General features: G+C 70.6%; 18 protein-coding genes and 1 pseudogene. 13 read left to right on the top strand and 6 right to left on the bottom strand.

Going from position 1 to position 22,694, the window contains the following annotated elements; translation table 11 throughout:
• The first annotated feature begins 78 nt into the window (after positions 1-78).
• Positions 79-1,512, top strand: a complete 1,434-nt coding sequence (locus tag HNR07_RS05720) for a gamma-aminobutyraldehyde dehydrogenase (RefSeq protein ID WP_184362837.1) — start codon at positions 79-81, stop codon at positions 1,510-1,512.
• A 27-nt stretch (positions 1,513-1,539) separates the two neighbouring features.
• Here HNR07_RS05720 and HNR07_RS05715 read toward each other — a convergent pair whose 3' ends face one another.
• Entirely contained in the window at positions 1,540-2,208 is a 669-nt protein-coding gene (locus tag HNR07_RS05715) for a TetR/AcrR family transcriptional regulator (protein WP_184362834.1), read from the bottom strand.
• Between the two features lie 216 nt (positions 2,209-2,424).
• Here HNR07_RS05715 and HNR07_RS05710 point away from each other — a divergent pair, with 216 nt between their 5' ends.
• The 4 genes from HNR07_RS05710 (at position 2,425) to HNR07_RS05695 (ending at position 8,453) form a co-directional block, all read left to right on the top strand.
• Positions 2,425-3,822, top strand: coding sequence for a flavin monoamine oxidase family protein (locus HNR07_RS05710; protein WP_184362832.1), 1,398 nt, complete (start codon positions 2,425-2,427; stop codon positions 3,820-3,822).
• A gap of 178 nt (positions 3,823-4,000) precedes the next feature.
• The gene (locus HNR07_RS05705) at positions 4,001-5,533 is read left to right on the top strand and encodes an APC family permease (protein ID WP_184362830.1); all 1,533 of its coding nucleotides are present in this window, start codon (positions 4,001-4,003) and stop codon (positions 5,531-5,533) included.
• A gap of 92 nt (positions 5,534-5,625) precedes the next feature.
• On the top strand, positions 5,626-6,714 hold the full coding sequence (locus tag HNR07_RS05700; RefSeq protein ID WP_184362827.1) for an agmatine deiminase family protein: 1,089 nt from the start codon (positions 5,626-5,628) through the stop codon (positions 6,712-6,714).
• Complete coding sequence (locus tag HNR07_RS05695) at positions 6,711-8,453, top strand: amidase (protein WP_312893625.1); 1,743 nt, start codon at positions 6,711-6,713, stop codon at positions 8,451-8,453. The genes HNR07_RS05700 and HNR07_RS05695 overlap by 4 nt, the downstream gene beginning before the upstream one ends.
• A 45-nt stretch (positions 8,454-8,498) precedes the next feature.
• Here the strand turns inward: HNR07_RS05695 and HNR07_RS05690 are convergent, their stop codons facing one another.
• Positions 8,499-9,134: a TetR/AcrR family transcriptional regulator gene (locus tag HNR07_RS05690; protein WP_184362824.1), complete on the bottom strand. Its 636-nt coding sequence runs from the start codon at positions 9,132-9,134 to the stop codon at positions 8,499-8,501.
• A 92-nt stretch (positions 9,135-9,226) separates the two neighbouring features.
• Between HNR07_RS05690 and HNR07_RS05685 the strand changes: the two genes are divergently transcribed.
• The 3 genes from HNR07_RS05685 to HNR07_RS05675 are packed head-to-tail and all read left to right on the top strand — an operon-like array spanning position 9,227 to position 13,367.
• Positions 9,227-10,690 (top strand): purine-cytosine permease family protein, encoded by a 1,464-nt coding sequence (locus HNR07_RS05685; RefSeq protein ID WP_184362821.1) that lies wholly within the window; start codon positions 9,227-9,229, stop codon positions 10,688-10,690.
• Complete coding sequence (locus HNR07_RS05680; protein WP_246420129.1) at positions 10,687-12,294, top strand: amidohydrolase; 1,608 nt, start codon at positions 10,687-10,689, stop codon at positions 12,292-12,294. Before HNR07_RS05685 ends, HNR07_RS05680 begins: the two co-directional genes overlap by 4 nt.
• An 8-nt stretch (positions 12,295-12,302) precedes the next feature.
• Positions 12,303-13,367, top strand: coding sequence for a C45 family autoproteolytic acyltransferase/hydolase (locus HNR07_RS05675; protein WP_184362818.1), 1,065 nt, complete (start codon positions 12,303-12,305; stop codon positions 13,365-13,367).
• 185 nt (positions 13,368-13,552) lie between these two features.
• Here the strand turns inward: HNR07_RS05675 and HNR07_RS05670 are convergent, their stop codons facing one another.
• Complete coding sequence (locus HNR07_RS05670) at positions 13,553-14,164, bottom strand: nucleoside/nucleotide kinase family protein (protein WP_184362815.1); 612 nt, start codon at positions 14,162-14,164, stop codon at positions 13,553-13,555.
• A gap of 27 nt (positions 14,165-14,191) precedes the next feature.
• Positions 14,192-14,920 carry a DUF2306 domain-containing protein gene (locus HNR07_RS05665; protein WP_184362813.1) on the bottom strand — a complete coding sequence of 243 codons (729 nt, stop codon included), beginning with the start codon at positions 14,918-14,920 and terminating at the stop codon, positions 14,192-14,194.
• Between the two features lie 78 nt (positions 14,921-14,998).
• On the opposite strand from HNR07_RS05665, the gene HNR07_RS05660 reads away from it, so the two are divergent.
• The 4 genes and pseudogenes from HNR07_RS05660 to HNR07_RS36270 all read left to right on the top strand — a co-directional run.
• On the top strand, positions 14,999-15,748 hold the full coding sequence (locus tag HNR07_RS05660) for a TetR/AcrR family transcriptional regulator (RefSeq protein ID WP_184362810.1): 750 nt from the start codon (positions 14,999-15,001) through the stop codon (positions 15,746-15,748).
• 778 nt (positions 15,749-16,526) lie between these two features.
• Positions 16,527-17,969 carry an amidohydrolase family protein gene (locus tag HNR07_RS05655; RefSeq protein WP_184371537.1) on the top strand — a complete coding sequence of 481 codons (1,443 nt, stop codon included), beginning with the start codon at positions 16,527-16,529 and terminating at the stop codon, positions 17,967-17,969.
• A gap of 178 nt (positions 17,970-18,147) precedes the next feature.
• Positions 18,148-18,330 carry a helix-turn-helix domain-containing protein gene (locus tag HNR07_RS36050; protein ID WP_221318726.1) on the top strand — a complete coding sequence of 61 codons (183 nt, stop codon included), beginning with the start codon at positions 18,148-18,150 and terminating at the stop codon, positions 18,328-18,330.
• Positions 18,287-18,448: pseudogene (locus HNR07_RS36270) on the top strand (IclR family transcriptional regulator domain-containing protein); the annotation flags it as partial. The gene HNR07_RS36050 and the pseudogene HNR07_RS36270, both read left to right, overlap by 44 nt.
• Before the next feature lie 408 nt (positions 18,449-18,856).
• Here HNR07_RS36270 and HNR07_RS05645 read toward each other — a convergent pair.
• Together HNR07_RS05645 and HNR07_RS05640 are read right to left on the bottom strand one after the other, a co-directional pair.
• Complete coding sequence (locus HNR07_RS05645; RefSeq protein WP_184362808.1) at positions 18,857-20,266, bottom strand: sodium:solute symporter family protein; 1,410 nt, start codon at positions 20,264-20,266, stop codon at positions 18,857-18,859.
• Positions 20,267-20,395: 129 nt separating this feature from the next.
• On the bottom strand, positions 20,396-21,229 hold the full coding sequence (locus HNR07_RS05640; protein ID WP_184362805.1) for a MurR/RpiR family transcriptional regulator: 834 nt from the start codon (positions 21,227-21,229) through the stop codon (positions 20,396-20,398).
• Positions 21,230-21,393: 164 nt separating this feature from the next.
• Between HNR07_RS05640 and HNR07_RS05635 the strand changes: the two genes are divergently transcribed.
• Positions 21,394-22,641, top strand: a complete 1,248-nt coding sequence (locus HNR07_RS05635; protein ID WP_184362802.1) for a metal-dependent hydrolase family protein — start codon at positions 21,394-21,396, stop codon at positions 22,639-22,641.
• The last annotated feature ends 53 nt before the right edge of the window (positions 22,642-22,694 follow it).

Here is a 22,694-nt window from a genome sequence, read left to right as displayed (position 1 = left end):
GCCGAGTGTTGTGTTGCCGCTCACTGCGCCTGCCCCTAAAATGAATGTTGATCATTTAACTGTGGCCTAGGAGACATCATGGGCAGCCGCCTGCAGAACTTCATCAACGGCACATTCGTCGACGCGCACGGACAGGGGCACCTCGACGTCGTCAACCCCACGGACGGAACGACGGTGGCCGTCTCCCCCGTCTCCGACCAGGTCGACGTCGACGCCGCCTTCGGCGCCGCCCGTGACGCCTTCGCCACCTGGAAGAAGGCCACGCCCGGCGAGCGCCAGCGCCTGCTGCTGAAGCTCGCCGACGCGGTGGAGGCCCACACCGACGAGATCGTCGAGGCCCAGCACCGCAACACCGGTCAGCCGCGCTGGCTCATCTCCCAGGAGGAGGTCGGCATGGGCGTGGACCACCTGCGCTTCTTCGCCGGGGCCGCGCGCACCCTGGAGGGCCGCGCGGCGATGGAGTACATGGAGGGCCACACCTCCTACATCCGCCGCGAGCCGGTCGGCGTCGTGGCCCAGGTGGCCCCGTGGAACTACCCGCTGCTCATGGCGGTGTGGAAGATCGGCCCCGCCCTGGCCGCGGGCAACTGCGTCGTGCTCAAGCCCTCGGACACCACACCCGAGTCCACCCTGGTCCTCACCCGCCTGATCGGGGAGATCTTCCCGGCCGGCGTGTTCAACGTGGTCCTGGGCGACGCCAGCACCGGACAGCTCATGGTGGAGCACCCCGAGCCCGTGATGGTCTCGATCACCGGTTCGGTCCGCGCGGGCCAGCACGTGGCCGCCTCAGCCGCCAAGAACCTCAAGCGCGGCCACCTGGAGCTGGGCGGCAAGGCCCCCGCGGTGGTCTTCGCCGACGCCGACCTCCCCGCCACAGCCAAGGCGCTGGTGGAGTTCGGCACCTTCAACGCCGGCCAGGACTGCACCGCCGTGACCCGGGTGCTGGTCGAGGAGAGCGCGCACGAGGAGTTCGTGGAGCTGCTCGCCGAGGCCGCGCGTGCGACGCGGACCGGTGACCCCGACGAGTCCCAGAACGACTTCGGCCCGCTGAACAACGCCCGTCACTTCGCCTCGGTCACCGACAAGCTCGCCCGGCTCCCCGAGCACGCCACCGTGGTCACCGGGGGCAAGGCCGTCGAGGGCTCCAAGGGCTTCTACGTGGAGCCGACGGTGATCACCGGCGTGCGCCAGGACGACGAGCTGGTCCAGGAGGAGACCTTCGGGCCGATCCTGACCGTGCAGACCTTCAGCTCGGAGGAGGAGGCCGTCCGGCTCGCCAACGACGTGGAGTACGCGCTGGCCTCCAGCGTCTGGACCGCCGACCACGGCGCCGCCATGCGCCTGACCCGCGACCTCGACTTCGGCTGCGTCTGGGTGAACACGCACGTGCTGCTCACCGCGGAGATGCCGCACGGCGGCTTCAAGTCCTCCGGGTACGGCAAGGACCTGTCGCTGTACTCGGTGGAGGAGTACACCCGGGTCAAGCACGTCATGCACGCCCTGGAGGCGTGAGGACGGCCTGACTCGGCGGTCCGGGCCTCAGTCGACTCCGGCGTCGGTGAACTTCTGGCGCAGGCCGCTGATCAGGGCGTCGAGCGCGAGCTCGAAGGCCCGGTCGGCGGCCGCCCGGGGGTCCGGCGAGCGCTGGGCGGCGAAGCGGATGAAGGTCGGGGCCAGGTCCCCCAGGCTGCCCGGATCGAAGATGTCGGTCGGGGCGGTGGCGTCGTAGGCGGCACCGAAGACCAGCGCCTCGATGCCGACGATGATGTCCACGGCGTCCGCGCCGACGATCCCGGCGTCGTGCAGGGCGCGGGTGACGCGCTCGTACATGCGCAGCGTCTGGGGCGAGTCGGCCACGGGCAGCACCGCCATGACCGGGATGAGCGCGGTGTGCTCCATGAAGCACTGCCGGTAGGAGCGCGCCCAGTCCCGCAGCGCCTGGTCCCAGGGTTCGGTGTCGAAGGACGAGCAGTCGATCTGTTCGTTGATGCGGTCCTGGATGAGCACCAGCACGTCGCGTTTGGACGAGACGTGGTTGTACAGGGCCGAGGCCGCCACCCCGAGCTCGCGGGCCAGTGAGGCCATGGTCAGATGGCGGTAGCCCTGGTCGGTGACGATCCGGATCGCCGCCTGGCTGACGCGTTCACGGGACAGGATGGGTGAGGAGGGCCTGCCCCTTCCCCGTCCGCTGCGCGCTTGCTGGGTCACTGACGCCTACTTCCTGTTGTCCGTCCGGTCGGGCACCAACCAGATTTCCCTCAAGTGTAGAAGCGGCGCGCACGCGTCGGATCGGCGTAGTGGTGGGCCTTCGGCCCGCTGACCGGCCTCTTTGGCCCCCTGATGGCGAGTGTGAGCCACTTGACATCGGGGACGCCTTCCCCGTTAATGAATACAGTTCATTTTGATGTTCGAAGGAGCACACCCATGAGTGGCACACACGTCATCGGCAGCGACGAGATCCTCGATCGTGATGTCGTGATCGTGGGCGCCGGCCCCGCTGGGCTGATGGCCGCACGCACCCTCCAGGCCTCCGGCCGGTCCGTGGCGGTCCTGGAGGCCCGGGACCGCGTGGGCGGTCGCACCTGGTCCCGCGAGATCGACGGCGCCTTCCTGGAGATCGGCGGCCAGTGGGTCTCACCCGACCAGACCGAGCTCCTCGGGCTCCTGGACGAGCTGGGAATGAGCACCTATCCCCGCCACCGCGAGGGTTCCAGCGTCTACCTGGCCGCCGACGGCTCCCGGCACGAGTTCAACGGGGACATGTTCCCCGCCGGTGAGCAGACCGAGGCCGAGATGGAGCGGGTCATCGCGGCCCTGGACAAGCTGGTCGCCGAGATCGGCGTCGAGCGCCCCTGGGCCCACCCGCTCGCCCGCGAGCTGGACACCGTCACGTTCACCGAGTGGCTCCGCCAGCAGACCGACGACGAGGCCGCCCGGGAGAACATCGGCATCTTCATGGCCGGCGGCATGCTGACCAAGCCCGCCCACGCGTTCTCCGCGCTCCAGGCGGTCCTGATGGCCGCCTCGGCCGGGTCGTTCTCCAACCTCGTGGACGAGGACTTCATCCTGGACCGCCGTGTGGTGGGCGGTATGCAGTCGGTCTCGCAGAACATCGCCGCCGCCCTGGAGGAGGGCACGGTCTTCCTGGAGACCCCGGTGCGGACCATCCGCTGGAGCGAGGACGAGGCCGACGGCCGGGTCCTGGTCCGGTCCGAGCGCGTAACCGTGCGGGCGGACCACGTGATCGTGGCCGTGCCGCCCAACCTCTACTCGCGGATCTCCTTCGAGCCCGCCCTGCCGTGGCTCCAGCAACAGATGCACCAGCACACCTCGATGGGTCTGGTCATCAAGGTGCACGCCGTCTACGAGCGCCCGTTCTGGCGGGACAAGGGCCTGTCCGGCACCGGCTTCGGCGCCAAGGAGCTGTGCCAGGAGGTGTACGACAACACCAACCACGGGGACACCCGCGGCACCCTGGTCGCCTTCGTCTCCGACGAGGTCGCCGACGGCCTCTTCCGTCAGCCCGCGGAGCAGCGCCGCGCCGCGATCCTGCGCTCCCTCGCCAACTACCTCGGTGAGGAGGCGCTGGAGCCGACCGTGTACTTCGAGTCGGACTTCGCCTCCGAGGAGTGGACCCGCGGCGCCTACGCCGCCAGCTACGACCTGGGCGGGCTGCACCGCTACGGAGCCGACCAGAGCACCCCGGTGGGTCCGATCAGCTGGGCCTGCTCGGACCTGGCCGCCGAGGGCTACCAGCACGTGGACGGGGCGCTGCGCCAGGGCCGTCGGGCCGCGGAGGCCATCCTCGCCGCGAACGGCTGAGACGGATGACCCGGGCGGGTGTTCGGTGAGATCGCGATCGGACACCCGCCGTCCCCGGGGAAACGCAACGGCGCGTGAACCCCGCCCCCTGGTGAGTTCGGCCCGCCCCGCTCACCGGTTCCCGCGGCGTCGCCCCGTCGGCGCCGACACCCATCCCGGCGACCATCAGGAAGTACCCATGACCCACACCACCGATCGGCCCGCGCAGGCAGGTGCCGACACCCCGAACAACTGGAAGGGCCTCAGCAGGGGAGCCATCGGACTCCTGGGAGGCCTGGTCATCGGCGTCTCCACCATCGCCCCGGCCTACACGCTCTCCGGTGCCCTGGGCCCGACCGCCTCGGCCGTCGGTGAGCACCTGCCCGCGATCCTGCTGGTCGGTTTCGTTCCGATGCTGCTGGTGGCGATCGGCTACCGGCAGCTCAACAAGGCCATGCCGGACTCGGGCACCACCTTCACGTGGGCCTCCCGGGCCTTCGGCCCCTGGATCGGGTGGATGGCCAGCTGGTGTCTGCTGGCCGCGACCATCCTGGTGCTGTCCAACCTCGCTGGCATCGCGGTCGACTTCTTCTACCTGGCGATCGCACAGCTGACCGGGCAGGAGCAGATCGCCGCCCTGACCCGCAACGTGCCGGTCAACATCGCGACCTGCCTGGCCTTCATGGCGGCCGCCGCATGGATCTCCTACCGGGGTCTGGAGGCCACCAAGGCCTTCCAGTACATCCTGGTCACCTTCCAACTGGTGGTGCTGGCGTGGTTCTCGATCGCCGCGTTCATGCAGGTCAGCGCTGGATCTGCGTTCGATGCCACCCCGGTGCGGCTGGACTGGTTCAACCCGTTCGGGGTGGAGTCCTTCTCCGCCTTCGCCGCCGGAGTGGCGCTCTCGGTCTTCATCTACTGGGGCTGGGACGTGGTCGTGACGATGAACGAGGAGAGCCGCGGCGCGACGAGCACCCCGGGCAAGGCGGCCATCGCCACCATCCTGGTGGTCGTGGCGCTCTACATGGCGGTGTCGGTGGCCACGCTCTCCTTCGCGGGTGTCTCCGACGGTGAGTTCGGCCTGGGCAACACCGACATCCAGGAGAACATCTTCGCGGCGCTGGCCGGTCCGGTGATGGGGCCCTTCGCGGTCCTGATGTCGCTGGCGGTGCTGTCCTCCTCGGCCTCCTCCCTGCAGTCCACCATGATCTCCCCGGCGCGCACGATGCTCGCGATGGGCCACTACGGGGCGCTCTCCCCGAAGTACGCCCGGGTCAGCCCGGTGCACAAGACCCCCGGGTACGCGACGGTCGTGTCGGTGGTGATCGCCTCGGTCTTCTACGCGGTGATGCGCGTGGTCTCCGAGAACGTCCTGTGGGACACCATCACCACGCTGGGCATGATGGTCTGCTTCTACTACGGCGTGACCGCCCTCGCGTGCGTCTGGTACTTCCGCCGTGAGGCCACCGCGTCGTTGCGGAGCCTGGCGACCAAGGTGGTGGCACCCCTGCTGGGCGGACTCCTGCTGCTCGTCTTCTTCTTCCAGACCGCCTGGGACTCCATGGACCCGGCCTACGGCTCCGGATCGCAGATCGGCGGGGTGGGGCTGGTGTTCCTCCTGGGGGTCGCCATCTTCGTGATCGGGGGCGCGGCCATGGTCGTCCAGTACCTGCGCAGCCCCGAGTTCTTCCGGCGCCGGTTCGAGACCACGGAGTACCCCACCGCGAGCTAGAGGTTCGAGGTGCGGGGGCCGGATCCAGCACGGGTCCGGCCCCGCTCCGGGCCCCGGGACCACCGGCGCCCTGTTCCATGACAAGGATTGAGATGTTCGCTCACAAGTCCGCCGACCAGTCCGGCGGCGCCTCGCCCGCCACGGTGATGCCGCCGGAGTGGGCACCGCACGAACGCACGTGGATGGCGTTCCCGCCCGCCAACGACACCTTCGGCCGGCCCGGGAGCGACACCCTGGAGCGGGCCCGCAGGGCGTGGGCGACGGTGGCGCGCACCATCGCCCGCCACGAGCCCGTGACGGTGGCGGTCGCGCCCGAGGACGCCGAGGCGGCCCGGGCTCTGCTCGGCGGCGGGATCGAGACCGCGGTGATGCCGCTGGACGACGCCTGGATGCGCGACATCGGGCTGACCTTCGTACACGGGCCGGGCGGTGAGGTCTGGGGCGTGGACTGGGTGTTCAACGGCTGGGGCGCCCAGGGGTGGGCGGCCTGGGAATCGGACCGGCTGGTGGGCGGCCGGATGGCCGAGCTCGCCGGGGTCCGCCGGATGCCGAGCACGCTGGTCAACGAGGGCGGCGGCTTCCACGTGGACGGTTCGGGCACGGTCCTGCTCACCGAGACCGTCCAGCTGGACCCGGGGCGCAACCCGGACCTGGGCAAGGCGGAGGTCGAGGCGGAGATCCACGCCAGGCTGGGCACCGCCCACGCCGTGTGGCTGCCGCGCGGGCTGACCCGCGACTACGACGAGTTCGGCACCCGCGGGCACGTGGACATCGTGGCCGCCTTCACCGAGGCGGGCACCGTGCTGCTGCACCGCCAGCACGACCCACGCCACCCGGACCACCAGGTCACGCGGGGCCTGCGCGAGGTCCTGGAGCAGGCCGTGGGCGCCGAAGGCGAGCCGCTGCGGATCGTGGACGTACCGGCGCCCGAGCAGATCCGGGACGAGGACGGCGAGTTCGTCGACTGGTCCTACATCAACCACTACGTCGCCAACGGGGTCGTGGTGCTGTGCGCCTTCGACGACCCGCAGGACGAGGTCGCAGCAGGCATCCTGGCCGAGGCCTACCCGGGTCGCCGGATCGAACTGGTCGACGCCCGAGACATCTTCCTCTTCGGTGGCGGCATCCACTGCATCACCCAGCAGCAGCCCGCCCCGCGAGCCCAGTGGAGGACCCTGTGACCGAGAACAACGCCATGACCGAGTACTACGACGTCGTCGAGACCCCGATCGCGCAGCTGCGCACGGACCTGGAACGGGGACGGGTCACCAGCGAGGCGCTGGTGCGCGCCTACCTGGCCCGGATCGAGGCCTACGACCGGGGCGGGATCCGGCTCAACGCCATGGTGGTGATGAACCCCGAGGCCCTCGCCGAGGCCCGGGAGTCCGACGAACGCCGGGCGCGCGGGCAGGCCCTGGGCCCGCTGGACGGCATCCCCTTCACCGCCAAGGACAGCTACCAGGCCCGCGGTCTGACCGTCGCGGCCGGGTCGCCCGCCTTCGAGGACCTGATCGCCCAGCGCGACTCGTTCACCGTGGGACGGCTGCGGGAGAGCGGGGCGGTGCTGATCGGGCTGACCAACATGCCGCCCATGGCCAACGGCGGCATGCAGCGCGGTGTGTACGGGCGCGCCGAGAGCCCCTATAACGGCGACTACCTGACCTCGGCCTTCGCCTCCGGTTCCTCCAACGGTTCGGGGACCGCGACCGCGGCCAGCTTCGCGGCCTTCGGCCTGGCCGAGGAGACCTGGTCCTCCGGGCGCGCGCCCGCGTCCAACAACGCGCTGTGCGCCTACACCCCCTCCTGGGGCGCGATCTCCATCCGGGGGAACTGGCCGCTGGTGCCCACCATGGACGTGGTGGTTCCGCACACCCGCACCATGGCGGACATGCTGGAGCTGCTGGAGGTCGTCGTCACCGACGACACCGAGACCCGCGGGGACTTCTGGCGATGCCAGCCGTGGATCGAGGTCCCGCCGGCCTCCAGGGTGCGGCCCGCCCGCTTCTCCGACCTGGCCGTGGCCGACGCCGACGCGGGACGGCAGGCGCTGTCCGGGCTGCGGATCGGCGCTCCACGGCTCTACACCGGCCGGGACCCGCAGGCGGGTACCGCGGAGAACCCCGGTATCGGCGGGCCGACCGGGCAGCGGGTGGCGACCCGGCCCAGCGTGCTGCGGCTGTGGGAGGAGGCACGGGCCGACCTGGAGGCCTCCGGGGTCTCGGTCCAGGACACCGACCTGCCCGTGGTGACCAACTACGAGGGCGACCGCCCGGGCGCACCCACCATCAAGTCCCGGGGGCTGGTGAGCCGGGAGTACCTGGACCGCGAGCTGATGGACCTGTCGGCGTGGGCCTGGCAGGACTTCCTCCAGGCCAACGGCGACCCGAAGCTGAACGATCTGGGCCAGGTGGACGGCACGCGGATCTTCCCGGACGTCCCGGGCGCGCTGCCGGACCGCTACGACGGGTTCGACGACGACATCGCCGCCTACCCGGAGTTCGTGCGCCGCACGGGGATCTCCTCGTTCACCGACATCCCGTACCTGGAAGAGGGTGTCCGGGGCCTGGAGCGCACCCGCCGGATCGACTTCGAGGACTGGCTGGACGAGCTGGGCCTGGACGCGATCGCCTTCCCGGCGGTGGCCGACGTGGCTCCGGCCGACGCCGACGTGAACCCGGAGTCCGCCGACATCGCCTGGCGCAACGGGGTGTGGGTGGCCAACGGCAACCTGGTCTGGCGCCACCTGGGCATCCCCACGGTGACGGTCCCGATGGGCACGATGCCCGACACCGGCATGCCGGTGGGGCTCACCTTCGCCGGACGCGCCTACGACGACGCGCGCCTGCTGCGCATCGCGGCGGCTTTCGAGGCGACGGGAGAACGCCGCCAGGAACCGCCCCGTACCCCGCGCCTGCGGTAGAAGCCGGGGAGGGAAAGATGGTCAGCCGCGCTGGGGGCAGAGCCCTCAGCGCGGCTTCAGTGTGCCCGGGGCCAGGCCCAGTTCGCGTTCGGCCACGGACTGCACCAGTCCGTCCAGTACCGGGTGCTCGACCCGGGTGTCGCTGTTGGCGGAGGCGTGCAGCCCGTCGATGACGACCAGGAGGACGAGGCAGACGCGTTCGGGATCGGCCGCGGTGAACTCGCCCGCGTGCTGCCCCGCGGTGATGAGTTCGGTGAGGCCGGCGCGCATCCGCGCCTCCTGCTCGTCCACCACCCGGCGCAGCTCGCCCCGGTAGCGGGCCAGGTGGCGCCCGTTGATCCAGAGGCGGCCCAGTTCAGCGAACCGCTCCCCCGCGACCCGGCCGAGGAACTCCCGTAGGCGGTCAAGGGCAGGGGCGCCCTGGGGTGCTTCGAAGAGCGCTTCCCGTTCGGCGGTGACGGCGTGTTCGAAGGCCTCGCAGTGCAGGGCGTCGATCGAGGCGAAGTAGTGGCTGATCAGCCCGGGCCGCACCCCGAGTTCGGTGGCGACCTGTTTCATCGTCACGCGCTCGATCCCCTCGTCCAGGGCGAGCCGCGCGGCGGCGTCGAGGATCTCCGCGCGCCGCTCCTCGGGGGCTTTGCGGACGCGTTTGCCGGGGGTGCTTGACGTGATCTGGGCCATGCTGTTGAATGCTACACCAATAGCTATTGGTGTCGACACCAATAATGCTTGCCCTCCCAGCGCCCTCCCCGAAGCCGAAGGGTCCCCCGAGCATGCGCAGCACCAATCCCGGACACACCGCCAGTCGCGGTGTCGACCGCCCCGGCAGCATCGAGACCCGCGGTATCGACCAGGTACCCGCCGAGGAACGCCACGGCTCCCCGCGTGAGCTGTTCGTCGTGTGGGCCGCCCCCAACGTCAGCTACCTGAGCATCATCGTGGGCGCCGCCCTCGTCCTCATGGGGCTCTCACTCATCGAAGCCCTGCTGGTGATCGTGGTCGGCAACCTCTTCTGGCTGCTGACCGGGTTCATCGGCGTCAGCGGCACCGCCTCCGGCACCACCGGGTCGGTCATCTCCCGCGCCATGTACGGAGTGCGGGGCAACAAGGTCCTGGTGGCGATCTCCGGGTGGCTGATCGCCGCCCTGTACCTGGGGCTGAACTGGGCCGCGGCCTCCGTCGCCGGGTTCGGCCTCACCCGCTACCTCGGGCTGCCCGAGACCGCGCCCGTGGAGGTCGGTGTGGTCTGTGTGATCGCCGCGGCCACGATCCTGGTCTCGGTGTACGGCCACGCCACCATCGTGCGGCTCTACTCGGTGCTCACGATCCTGCTGCTGGCGGTGTTCGCGGTACTCACGGTGCTGATCCTGGCCAACGCCGACTTCGCCTACGTCCCGGCCGAGCCCCTGACCGGCTGGGGCAGGTGGATGGTGCTGACCATCGCGTTCACGATCGTGGCCTCGACTTCCTTCTCCTACGTCAACAGCCCCGACCTGGCCCGCTACCTGCCGCGCGACTCCAGCAGGGTCGGGATCACCTTGTGGAGCGCCGCCGGAGGCTTCGTACCCAGCGTGGTCTTCACCGCAGCCGGAGCCCTGGCCGCGACGGGACTGGACATGAGCGACCCGCAGGGCGCCCTGGAGAGCATCATGCCGGGCTGGTTCGTGCCGGTCTTCGTGATCGCCGTGGTCCTCAACACCATCGCCAACAACGGCGTGACCGCCTACAGCGCGGGGCTGGCCATGCAGTCCGTGGGCGTGCCGCTGCCGCGCGTGCCCGCCGTCCTGGTCATCGGTCTCATGGGCACCGCCCTGGCGGTCGCGGCCGTCAGCGTCGTGGACTTCATGGACGCGGTGAACATGATGCTCGAACTGGTCGTGGTGCTCACCGTGCCCTTCATGACGGTCTTCGCCACCGACGTCGTCATGCGCCGCAACCGGTACCTGGGCGAGCAGCTCCACGACCAGGGCCGGGGCGGGCCGTTCTGGTACCGGGGCGGGGTCAACCCGGCCGGGGCCGCGGCCACCGCCGTCGGCGTCGTCGCGTCGGCGCTGTGCGTGAGCACCGAGATCTGGGCCGGTCCGGTCAGCGAAGCGCTGCACGGGCTCAACCTGGCGGTTCCCGTGGGCCTGGTGGTGTCCGCGGCCCTGTACTGGTTGCTGTCGCGCGGCAGCCGGTCCGCACGCGCCGAGCAGATTTCTGAAACACCTGTGAGCAGCATGGAGGCCAGCCGTTGAAGATCGACCGCGTCATCACCGCCGGTGAAGTCGAGACGCTCGACGCCGTGACGGGCGCTACGCCCAGTGCCGTGGCACTGCACGAAGGCGTCATCACGGCGGTCGGCGGTCCCGAGCTCCTCCAGGCCTGCCGTGGCTCTGACGCCAAGGTCACGGAGTTTCCCGGGGCGACGATCCTGCCCGGGTTCACCGACGCCCACACACACCCGGTGTGGGGGTCCGTCGACGCCGAGACCGGGCTGGACCTGGCCGGGGAGAGCACCCTCGACCAGGTGTGCCGGCGGGTCGGTGAACGGCTGCGCGACCTTCCGCACGGGGAGTGGGTCACCGGGTTCAACCTGGACGTGAACGTCTTCGACGACGCACCCGGCGGCGCGGTGTTCGAGCGGGAGTTCCCCGACGCGCCCGTGTCCTTGATGACCAACGACGCCCACGCCCTGGTCGTGAGCCCGCGGGTGGTCGAACTGTGCGGTCTCACCGGTCGGGAGGTCTTCGACGACGCCTCCCAGGTGGTGGTCGGAGCCGACGGCGCACCCAGCGGGTACGTGCTCGAACTCCAGGCGATGGACCTGGTCCTGGCGCACTACGCCCGCCCCCCGGTCGCCGAGACCGCCGCCCACGTGGCCAAGCATCTGGGTCTGTTCGCCGCCGCGGGGGTGACCCAGGTGCACGCGCTGGACTTCGCCGACCCCTCCGAGGACGTGCTGCGCGAGATCGAGCGGACCGGTGAGCTTCCGGTGCGGGTTAGGGCTTCTCCGCTGGTGCCCGCCGACTCTGGTGTGGCGGCCTGGCGACACGCGCTGGACCTTCAAGGCGTCGGCGGGCGGCGCTGGGAGGTCCGGGGGGCCAAGTTCATGCTCGACGGGACCGCCGACAACGGATCGGCCTGGTTCGACGAGCCGGACTGCCTGGACCAGAACACCCGGCCCCTCTGGAAGGACCTGGGCGCCTACCGCCGCGCCGTCCGCTTCTTCACCGGGCACGGGGTGCCCACCGCCACCCACGCGATCGGCGACCGGGCGGTCCAGTTCGTGCTGGACGTGATCGAGGAAGTCGGGCACCCCGAGCGCGGACCGCACCGGATCGAGCACGTCGAGTCGGTCCCCGACGACCTGGTGGGCCGGTTCAGCGAGGTGGGGGCGGTGGCGAGTATGCAGCCCACCCACGCCACCCGGATGACCCGGGCCGACCAGAGCGACAACTGGTCGCGTCGGCTGGGGCCCGAACGCGCCGCGCACGGGTGGCGGATCCGGGACCTGATCGACGCGGGCGCGACCGTGGCGCTGGGTTCGGACTGGCCCATCGGCCACCGGGATCCGCGGGTGACCATGGCCGACGCGCAGCTGCGCCGCCCGGTGGAGCGGGCTTCGGTACCGGCGGTCCAGCCCGACCAGCGGATCAGCGCCAGTGAGGCCCACCTGGGTATGACCCGGGGCCCCGCCCTGGCCGCCGGTCTGGGCCCGGTCGCGGGGCGCGTCGCTCCCGGTTACCGGGGCGACCTGACCGTCCTGGCCCGCAACCCGCTGACCCTGACCCCGCAGGACCAGGCCGCCAACCCGGTCCTGGCCACCGTCGTCGCCGGTGACGTCATCCGGCACATCTGAGGAGAACCATGGACCTGTCCGACTTCCGCCCGACCGAGCGCCCGCACCTGGTGATCGACTCCGCGGACCCCCGGGAACGCGGCCGCCTGCGCGGCCGGGCCCTCGAGCTCGCGCACACCCTCGACACCTACGACCGCCTCTTCCGCAGCGCCGGTCTCACCGAAACCCAGGTCCGCGACGCCGGGCACCGAGCCCTCGACATCATCGCCAGCCACCGTGCCGGTCTCGCCGGGCAGATCCTCGGCCTGGCCCAGGGAGCGGGACTGGAACCCTGGCAGATCGCCGCGCTCAACGCCCGCACCGAAATCCTCGCCCAGTCGGCCTCCGCCCCCGGCGAGTGCTCCACGGTCGTGCAGGAACTCCCCGGCCGAAACGCCCACGTTGGGGTCCAGACCTGGGACTGGCACGTCGAACTGAGCGCCAGCTGGCACACCGTCGAGTCCGGCGGCGCCGACCACCGCTACGCGGGACTGACCGAACACGGCATCCTGGCCAAGATCGGTGTGAACTCCGCGGGGCTGGCCCTGCACTTCAACATCCTCGGCCACCGGCAGGACCGCCTGAGCGGTGTCCCCATGCACATTCTCGCCGCCACCGTTCTGGAAGAGGCCGAAAGCCCCAACCACGCCCAGGAGATCGTGCGCGGCACGCCGGTCACCTCGTCGGGTTCCCTGATGCTCTTCACCGAACACGAGTCCGTTCTACTCGACATCAGCCCCGAAGGCGTCTACGTCGTCCCCTCGAAGGTGCGCACCAACCACTTCCTCACCGAGCGCCTCTCCCCCAACGAGAAGTCCTGGCTGTACCAGCCCGACTCCACCCAACGCCGCGACCTCCTCCTCCAACGCCTGGCCCGAGCAACCCCCCGGACCGAGAAAGAGCTGCTCTCCCTCCTGGTGTCCACCCCCGAAGAGGCCTCCCTCACCTGCCTGCCCGACTTCGCCCTCCCCCTGGGCCGACGCTGGGCCAGCCTGGCCACAGTGCTCCTGGACCCGGGGCGGAAACGGGCCACCATCCTGGACGGCACCCCCGCCGAACAGACCACCCGCCCCTGGTACACCCTCCAGGCCTGAGCCCAGCCCGAGGCCCGGTTGCCCGCGTATGCCCGCCAACCACAACCCCGAGTGGAGAACGACAGCGAAGGCGGCGGTCTCCTGCCCCCGCACAGACCGGGCCGGACGTCGCGGCCAGTCATGCCGCGCAGCGCCAGAGGGCGCGGGGTTGCCCACAGGCCGGAGTGGACGCCACGGCGCCGCCCCTAACCGGAGATCGCGCCGTGAACAAGCAGGTCGGGCAGTCCTGCGAGCACCCGGTCCGCGGCCTGGGGCGGGGTGAGGCGGGTGTTGTCGACGACCACGTCGGCCCACTCGCGTAGCCACTCCTGGTAGGCCTCGTAAAAGGGGTCGACCTTGGACCGCCGGAAGGCGCGGGCGTCCTCGCTCGCCTCGGGGTGGCCCGGGGCGACGTCGTGGCCGGCGACGCGCTCCTCGAGCACCGACCGCTCAGGGGCGAGGACGACCCGGTGCACCCCCAGTCCTCGGGACCTCAGACCGGTCTCGACCTCCTCGGCGTACTCCCGGCGCAGGATGCTCATCGGGGCGATGAGGGCCTGCCCGGTGAAGGCGTGCACCTGGGCCGCGGCCGCGTGGAAGAGAGCCCGCCAGGGCGGGAGGTCCTGGAAGTCTCCGGGGTACTCGGGCAGCAGGTGGCGGAGCATGAAGCCGATCTCCTCGGGATCGAAGAGCCGACTGCCGGGCACCTGTTCGACGAGGAGTTCGGCGGTGGTGCTCTTGCCACCGCCGAACGGTCCGTTGAGCAGAACGATCACGTTGGACTCCCGTTCCCCGTCGGTCTCGCGGTACCCAACCACCGGTGAGCCGAGGGTAGCGGAACACGTTCAGGCCCGCTGTTCGGTTGCGATCCGCGCCGGTGCTCGTCGTTCGCGGCCGTGTACTCCGCGCTCGATCGCCCACTCGGCGAGCACGAGGGTGATCACCAGGCTGGACCACACGCCGATACTCGTCGCGCTCTGCAGCATCAGTTCCTCGCTGCCGCCGAAGCGGGTCTCTGTTCGAGGCGCCAGGAAGACGATCGCGGGCACGCTGACCAGCCTGCTCACGATGATCGACATGGTCAGCGCGAAGCTGCGCAGCATCCACCTTCGGTGTTCGGCGAAGCGCAGCCGCAGGGCCATCCGAAAGCCGATGGCGGTGACGGCGAGCCACAGCAGCGCGATGACGGTGTTGGCCACTTGCACGGAGGGACCGAAGGGCGTGAACTGCCCGACGTAGAGCCCGGTCAGCCCGGCCGGAAGCACTCCGGCGAGCACGTAGATGCGACCGGTGAGCCGGTGCCCTCCGGGGTGGCGGCTCCGGAACCGGGGCCAGACCTGGAAGCAGCAGGTGATCATCGCGACGGCACCGAACAGGACGTGCGCGACCAGGATCGGGTAGTAGACCGGGTTTCCGGGTGGCGGTTCCAGGTTGGACAGCGCCGGGTCCAGGGTCAGGTACCGCGGGACGGAGAACCCGAGGAACACCGCCACCAGCAGGAACAGAGGGCCCATCCAGGGTCTGCGCCACCAGGGGGCGACGGGGCGGCTTCGGGTGGAGATGCTGGTGGTCATGGAGGGCCCCTCGTCCGAACAAAAACTCTGTATGCCATACATGTTAATGTATGACATACAGAGTTTTAGAGTGGGGGCATGACGAGCAACAACGGACTCGAGCGCAGCCTGGCCCTGCTCTGGCAGGAACAGGCACCGGGACGACGAGGCCCACGCGCCAAGCTCAGCGTCGGTCGGATCGCCCGGGCGGGGGTCGAGGTGGCCGACGCCGAGGGCCTGGACGCCCTGTCCATGCAGCGGGTCGCCTCGTGGCTCGGCTACACCACGATGTCGCTGTACAACCACGTCCCCAGCAAGGACCTGCTGTTGGAGGTCATGGCGGACACGGCGGCGGGCGAGGCGCCCGAGGTCGCCGGGTTCGACGACTGGCGCGAGGCGGTCCTGCACTGGGCGGCCGAACTGTGGGGCGCCTTCCAGGCGCACCCGTGGGTGCTGCGCATCCCCATGGACCACGCGCCCATGGGCCCCCGACAGCTGGCCTGGCTGGACCGACTCCTCCACCCGCTCCTGGGTCGGGGGTTGGCGCCCCAGGAGGCGATGGCGGGGGCCCTCCAGATCATCGCGTCGGTGCGCGGCGCCGCCCAGGTGGACACCGACATCGCCCGGAGCAGCGACACGTCGGAGGCGAGCCCCCGAATGGACCGCCTGATGGCCGATGTCCTCGACTCCGAGCGCTTTCCCGCACTGGCCCAGGTGTACGCGGCGGGCGCCCTCTTCACCCCGGGAGCAGACGGGGCGCCTGCCGAGGCCTCCCGGAGCGTTCTGCCGCCGCACGTGCGTTTCGGACTCGAACGCCTGCTGGACGGCCTGGACTCCTGGTCCCGCTGAGCCCCTTGCATCGGGCACCGGGCCGTGGGTCCTGAGCTGCGCACTCCGATTCCCCGTCTCGGGTCTCGCGGTGGAGCACCACATCGTACTCTGCCCGCAGGTGGGGCTCGGCGGAAGCACCGCCGTCGGGAGCCTGGCACGCCGAGGGATCGGTGAACGGCACGACCGGCTCGTCCCTGGCCCCGAAGACCACGTCGGTGGCGAGGTGGTCCGCGCCCTCCTGGAACAGGTGGGTGATCAGGCGCGCGAAGCCCGGCTCCTCGATCGGGAAGCGGGTGCGCGCGGCCGGAAGGAGCTGGTGTCCGCACGGTTGACGGGCTCGCCCACGGGCCCGTCCAGCGGAATGGTGTACCGCTACGTCGAGTTTCATCAACTCTCGGCATCCCGGGCGTTGCCGTCCGGGAGGTCCGGCACAGTCTCGCCGCGGCCCGAGCTGTTCGGCCCCTTGGGGACGGTGTTCCGTTTCCTTCCGCTCGCTCGGTCTCGCGCGGCCTGGGCGTCCCGCACCTGCCCCTCGTCAATCGTTCGTTATACGGACACAGGTCAACGTTTGTGATGCTGCGTTCCGGCCCGGCTCAGGTCAAGCCCTCGATGAGGACTTCGACAGCTCGAGGGAAACCCCCTGGCCCTCCTCCCGGACAAGAGCGAGATCCCACCGAGGGGTGGCCAGTAGTCCGGCGACCGCACATGGACCTTCGTCCGGGATATCGGTGAAGCAGCGGTGCCTCGACCGGATAGCGTCAACCCGGAGAACACCGACATCGAGGAGAGACTCCCCATGAACGCGCACGCCGATTTCCCTTCAGGCCGCCCCGTCGTGCTGCGCGGCGGCACGGTCCTGACCATGGACGCCGCACGAACGGTCCTGGAAGGCGCCGACGTCCTGGTCGTCGACGACCGGGTGAGCGCGGTGGGCCCGAACCTGTCGGTTCCCGTGGGCACCGCGGAGATCGACGCACGCGGCGGCATCGTCATGCCGGGGATGATCGACACCCACCGGCACATGTGGCAGACGGTCATGCGCGGTTACGGCGCCGACTGGACCCTCACCCAGTACTTCGTATGGAACTACCTGGAGCACGGCAGGCACTTCCGCCCCCAGGACGTGCGCGCGGGCAACACCCTCGCCGCCCTGGAGGCACTGGAGGCCGGGGTGACCACGGTCGTGGACTGGTCCCACGGACTACAGACCCCGGACCACGCCGAAGCCGCGGTGGAAGGCCTGAAGTCGGTGCCCGGCCGCTACGTGCTGGCCTACGGCAACATCCAGCAGGCACCCGCCGAGTGGAGCGCGACCCCCGAGTTCCGCTCCTTCGTGGAGCGCCACCGCGGCGGTGACCTGTTCGACCTCCAGATCGCCTTCGACGTCACCGGCGACCCGTCCTTCCCCGAGAGACCCGCCTTCGAGGTGGCCCGGGAACTGGGGCTGCCCGTCACCACGCACGCCGGGGTGTGGGGCGCCACCGGCGACAACAGCATCAAGCTCATGCACGAGAACGGTTTCATGGGACCCGAGACCATCTACGTGCACGCCGCCTCGCTGTCGGACGACTCCTACCAGCGCATCGCCGCGACCGGGGGTTCGGTGTCGGTGTCCACCGAGAGCGAGCAGAGCGCCGGTCAGGGTTACCCGCCGACCTGGACGCTCCGCAGGCACGGCATCCCGGTGTCGCTGTCCATGGACACGAGCGTGTGGTGGAGCGGCGACCTGTTCAGCGCGATGCGTTCCACGCTGAGCGCCGACCGCTCCCGCGAGCACCTGGAGGCGCAGCGCCAGGGGAACACCGTCACGCACTCCGCGCTGCGGGCGGCCCAGGTGACGGAGTGGGCCACCCGGGGCGGGGCGGCCGCACTGGGCCGCGACGACCTGGGCCGGATCGCCCCGGGGGCCAAGGCCGACCTCGTGCTCATCCGCAACGACGACTCCCCCGTCTCGTTCCCGATCCTGAACCCCCACGGCCACGTGGTCTTCCAGGCCCAGCGCGGTGACGTGCACACGGTGCTGGTGGACGGCCGGGTGGTCAAGTACCGGCACCGGCTCGTGGACGCGGACCTGGCGGCGGTACGCGCGGATGTGGGCGCCACCGTCGACTACCTGCGTTCCACCATCGGTGAGCAGGAGTGGGCGGCGGGCATGAACCCGGACGTCCCCGAGTCGAAGGTGCTGGACAACCCCTACACCTACACCGACTACCGGGACGCGAGCACCCACGCCGGTTAGACCGCGAGAACCGCTCGGTACCGGGGCGTCCGACCTCCCTGACGGCTCGCGGATATGCTGGCGCTTCCACGGCGCCGACGGAGGGAAGGCACGCCGCGCGAGGCATCGGGCCTGACTTCGCCGAGGCCCTGGCACGAGGCCTGGACGTGATCCGGGCCTCCCACCGCAGCGGCCGGTGATGACGCTGGCGGAGGTCGCGAAGGAGACCGGGTCGGCCCGGCCGACGGCGCGGCGGATCCTGCTCAGCCTGCAGGAGTTGGGGCACATGCGCCCGGACAGCGCGAGGTTCGTGGGGCGTTCGACCGGGCTTGTGGGAGATGGCCCGTCCGCACCTGGAGAAGCTGTCCGAGAGCACGGGTGAGTCGTGTTCGGTCGCACGGCTGGACGGGTCCGGCGTCGTCCACATCGCCCGGTTCGCGGTGCCCGAGACCGTCACCCCGGCCCTGCGGATCGGCACGCGTTTCCCGGCACTGCCGACCTCCCCGGGCAAGGTGATGCTGTCCGCGCTGCCCGCCGAGGAGGTGGATCGGGTGCTCGCCGAACCGCTCGGGCCTGGAGCACCTGATCCAGCACCACCTGCCGCTGCTGTTGGCCGCGACGGGAGAGATGGGCGCCGACTTCGCCCGAGCGGAGTCCGCGCCCCGGGTGACCCGCGAGCTCTGAGCCCTGTTCCTGCGGGCGGAGGCGCCGAAGAGGTCCGCTGTGCTCGCCTCGCGACTGCTCCTCCGGCGTTGCCCCGCAGGTCGGAGCGAAGGCCCTACCCGCCCCGATCCCACCCCCTCGCGATGCGGCCCGGGGTGGGATCGGCGGCCCCGTGGTCAGTCCAACGAACGCGGGGTGCTGCTACTCGGAGGTTGAACCTGGGGTGCGGCGGCGGACGCCGGGTGTCAGTCCACTCCCGCGGCTTCCAGGGCCCGGGTGCTGGGGGCTCTGGTGAGCAGGCTGGCGACGACCAGCGCCAGCACGGCGGCGGGCAGGGCCACGATCACGCCGTTGAATCCGCCGGGTGCTCCGAGCACCTGCCAGCCGATGGTGACGGCGGTGCCAACGACCAGGGCGGCCACGGCACCGGCCGTGGTGGCGCGCTTCCAGAACAGTACCGCCAGTACGGCGGGGGTGATGGCCGCCCCGTAGATCGTGTACGAGTACATCTGGAGGTCGAGCACGGTCGGGAAGTACAGCCCCAGGGCAATCGCGATCAGGGCGATGGCCACGACGGACAGGCGTTGCACCACCAGCGTCCCCCGTTCGCCCGCTTTGTCCCCGCCGAACCTGGCGAACAGGTCGAAGGCGATGTTGGAGGCGGCGGAGAGCATGAACGAGGAGCCGGTGGTGATGACGAACGCGACGGCTCCGGCGAGCAGCAGGCCGCCGATGAGCGTGGGCAGGTGGCCCTCGGAGGCCAGTCGCAGAACGGACTCGTCGCCGTTGATGTCGGGCATGATCACGGACGCCGAAGTGGCCAGGATGATCACGGGGACGAAGACCAAGAAGCTGGCGAAGAGCATGCCCAGCGTGGAGTTGCGGGCGGAGCGCTCGTCCTTGGCCGCGGCCAGCCGCTGGTAGAGGTTCTGGTCGCCCAGCAGGAGCAGGAAGAGGGGGAGGAAGTAGCCGAGCAGTTGGAGGGGGCTGAGACCGCCGGTGGGGGTGCGGGAGGTCTCGGGGAGCCCTTCCCAGTAGACGGGCAGGCCTCCGAGGGCGACCAGGACCAGCGGCACGGCCACGATCAGGGCGCTGAGGACGAGGACGGCGGAGACGAAGTCGGTGTAGGCGACGGAGAACAACCCGCCGGTGACCGTCAGGACCGTCACGACCCCGGCGACGATCAGTGCTCCCTGGGTGGTGGTGAGCGGGGTGATGAGGGCCAGGACGTAGCCGCCGCCGACGAACTGGGAGGCGACCAGCCCGACGTAGGCGAGGGCGGTGACGACTGCCGCCACCGTGCGCACCCCGGCACCGAACCGGGCTTCGAGGAGTTCGGGGACGGTGTGCCGGGCCGCCCTGCGGATACGGCGCGCGGCCAGCAGCAGCACGAGGATCCCCAGGGGCGTTCCGGCGAAGAACACCATGCCCGCCACGGGTCCGTAGTTGTAGGCGAAGTTCGCGCCTCCGATGATCGTCCCCGAACCGACCCAGGTGACGACGAGTGTCGCGACCATGACGGGGGTGGGCAGGCTCCGCCCGGCGAAGAGGAAGTCCTCGCCGGTGCGGATCTTGGAGGATCGGGAGTGGTACAGGCCGATCCCGACCATCACCAGGAGATAGAGGGTGATGAGGAGCAGGTGGGTCGTTTGCATGGACTGCCTCGGAAGGGGACGTGAACGGGTGAACAGCGGGTGAGGCCCGATGTAACCAGCAACACCTTCACGCATGCAATGGTTGTTGCATCTAATGTGATCCAGATCACTGAAATGGATCCGCCCAGTTCAGAACAGTTCCGCGCGCTCCCAGAGCCGTTCCGCGCGCCTCACGGCGACGAGAGCCTCCTCACCACCGATCCGGGCCAACTCCGCCAGAACCGCGTGCACGACCGCCATCGCCGCCGTCAGCGACGGGAACATGCCGACCCCCTCGCTGGGCACGGCCACGACGTTCCCGGCCAGCGGCACCAGGGGGGAATCACGCCGGTCCGTGATGAGGGAGACCGCCACGTCGCCCTCGGCCGCGATCTCCACCGCGCGGCGCAGCGCCACCGGAAGCATCCACAGGTCGCACACCACCAACAGGTCGCCCTCCCCCATCCTGGCCAGCGAGTTGGCCAGAGCGGTACCACCGGAGTCCTGGACCCGCACGTCATAGCCCATGATCGCGGCGGCGTGGGAGAGCTGGACTCCGGGTGCCGCGAAAGTGCCCGAACCCAGTACCAGGGTGCTGCGGGCCCCGTGGATGGCCGCGGCGATCGCCCTGACCCGTTCGGGTTCGAGCGTGCGCTCCAGCAGCCTGAGGTTCTCCCGGTCCGAGCGCACGGCGGCGCGCACCGGGTCGACGTCGGACCCGGAGTGCTCGGCCAGCACCTCCCCCGCGCTGAGCGAGGCCAGGTAGCGCGAGCGCAGCTCCACGCGCAGCGCGGGCCAACCGGTGAACCCCAGCTGTTGGGCCGCGCGCACCACCGTGGCGACGTTGACCTCGGCCCGGCCGGCCACCTCGGCCGCGGTTGCGTACGAGACGAACCGGGGTTCGTCGCGCAGCACGTACAGCACCCTCTCGGTGGCCCTACCCAGGCGCCCGCGCGCCAGCGTCTCCTCGATCCAGTCCGCCATCGGTCTCCTCTTCCTCCGTTCGAGCGGTCCGGAGCACCCGGGTCACGCCAACCACAGCGATACCACCCCGCCTCGACCACGGAAAGCACATGCAACGTATATTGCATTAAGTCGTTGCGAGTCGCTCCGCAGCGGACCGCCTATCCGACCCATGGAGGTTCCCCGTGTCCGAGAGTCCTCGGCCCACCGTCCACACGAACACCGCTCTGCTCGACCCCGAGACCGGCTCCCGCGCCCCAGGGTCCTGGCTGCTCGTCGAGGACGGCGTCATCGCGGCCCGCGGGACGGGCGAGGTACCGGCCGCCGTCACCGACCGGGCCGAAACGGTCGACCTCGGCGGAGCCACCCTCATGCCAGGGCTCATCGACGCCCACGTACACGTCACCGCCCTGAGCGCTGACCTCGGTGCTGTCGTCGACCATTCCCCCTCCTACGTCGCCGCCTACGCCGCCAACTCCCTGTCCGACATGCTCGGCCGCGGCTTCACCACGGTGCGCGACGTCGGCGGCGCCGACTGGGGACTCGCCCAAGCCGTGGACGAGGGGCTCGTGGACGGCCCCCGGCTGATCTTCGGCGGCAAGGCCCTCTCCCAGACCGGCGGACACGGGGACTTCCGGCCGCGGGGCCGACACGGCACGGACCAGCACGGGTGCTGCCCCGGCGCCGGGCTGGTCTGCGACGGCCCCGTCGAGTTCCGCCGGGCCGCCCGCGAGCAGCTCCGCACCGGAGCACACCATGTCAAGGTGATGCTCTCGGGCGGGGTGGCCTCCCCCACCGACCGGATCGACTCCACCCAGTCCTCGGAAGACGAGCTGCGCGCGGTCGTGGAGGAAGCCGAGGCCGCCAACCGCTACGTCACCGGTCACGCCTACACCGCGCGGGCCGTCAACCGTGGTCTGCGCCTGGGGGTGCGTTGCATCGAGCACGGCAACCTCATCGACCAGAGCAGCGTGGAGCTGTTCGTGGAGCACGGCGCGTTCCTGGTCCCGACCCTGGTCACCTACCGCGAACTCGCACGTCAGGGCGCGCGCAACGGACTGCCCGCCCAAAGCCAGACCAAGGTGGACACGGTCCTGCACCGAGGGCTGGAAGCTCTTCGGATGGCACACGAGGGGGGTGTACGCCTGGTATTCGGCACAGACCTGCTCGGCGGCATGCAGACCCACCAGAGCGCGGAGTTCGCCATCCGCGGTCAGGTCCAGCCCGCTGCGGACGTGGTGCGCTCGGCCACCAGCGAAGCGGCGGCGCTGCTCGGCCTGGAGGGTGAGGTCGGCACGCTGCGCACGGGGGCGCGCGCGGACCTGATCGTGGTCGACGGCAACCCGCTCGCCGACCTCTCCCTGCTGGCCGAGCCCGAGCGGGGGGTACGCGCGGTACTGCGTGCGGGTGTCGTGCGACGCGAACGCTCCTGAGGCCGTGCTCTGCGCGACCGCCGGTCACGGAGGCGGTGTCCGGGTCCCGTAGG

The organism is Nocardiopsis metallicus, from assembly GCF_014201115.1.
GTDB lineage: Bacteria > Actinomycetota > Actinomycetes > Streptosporangiales > Streptosporangiaceae > Nocardiopsis > Nocardiopsis metallicus.
The sequence above is the reverse complement of the archived record's forward strand: the minus strand, read 5'-3'. Positions and strand labels throughout refer to the sequence as shown.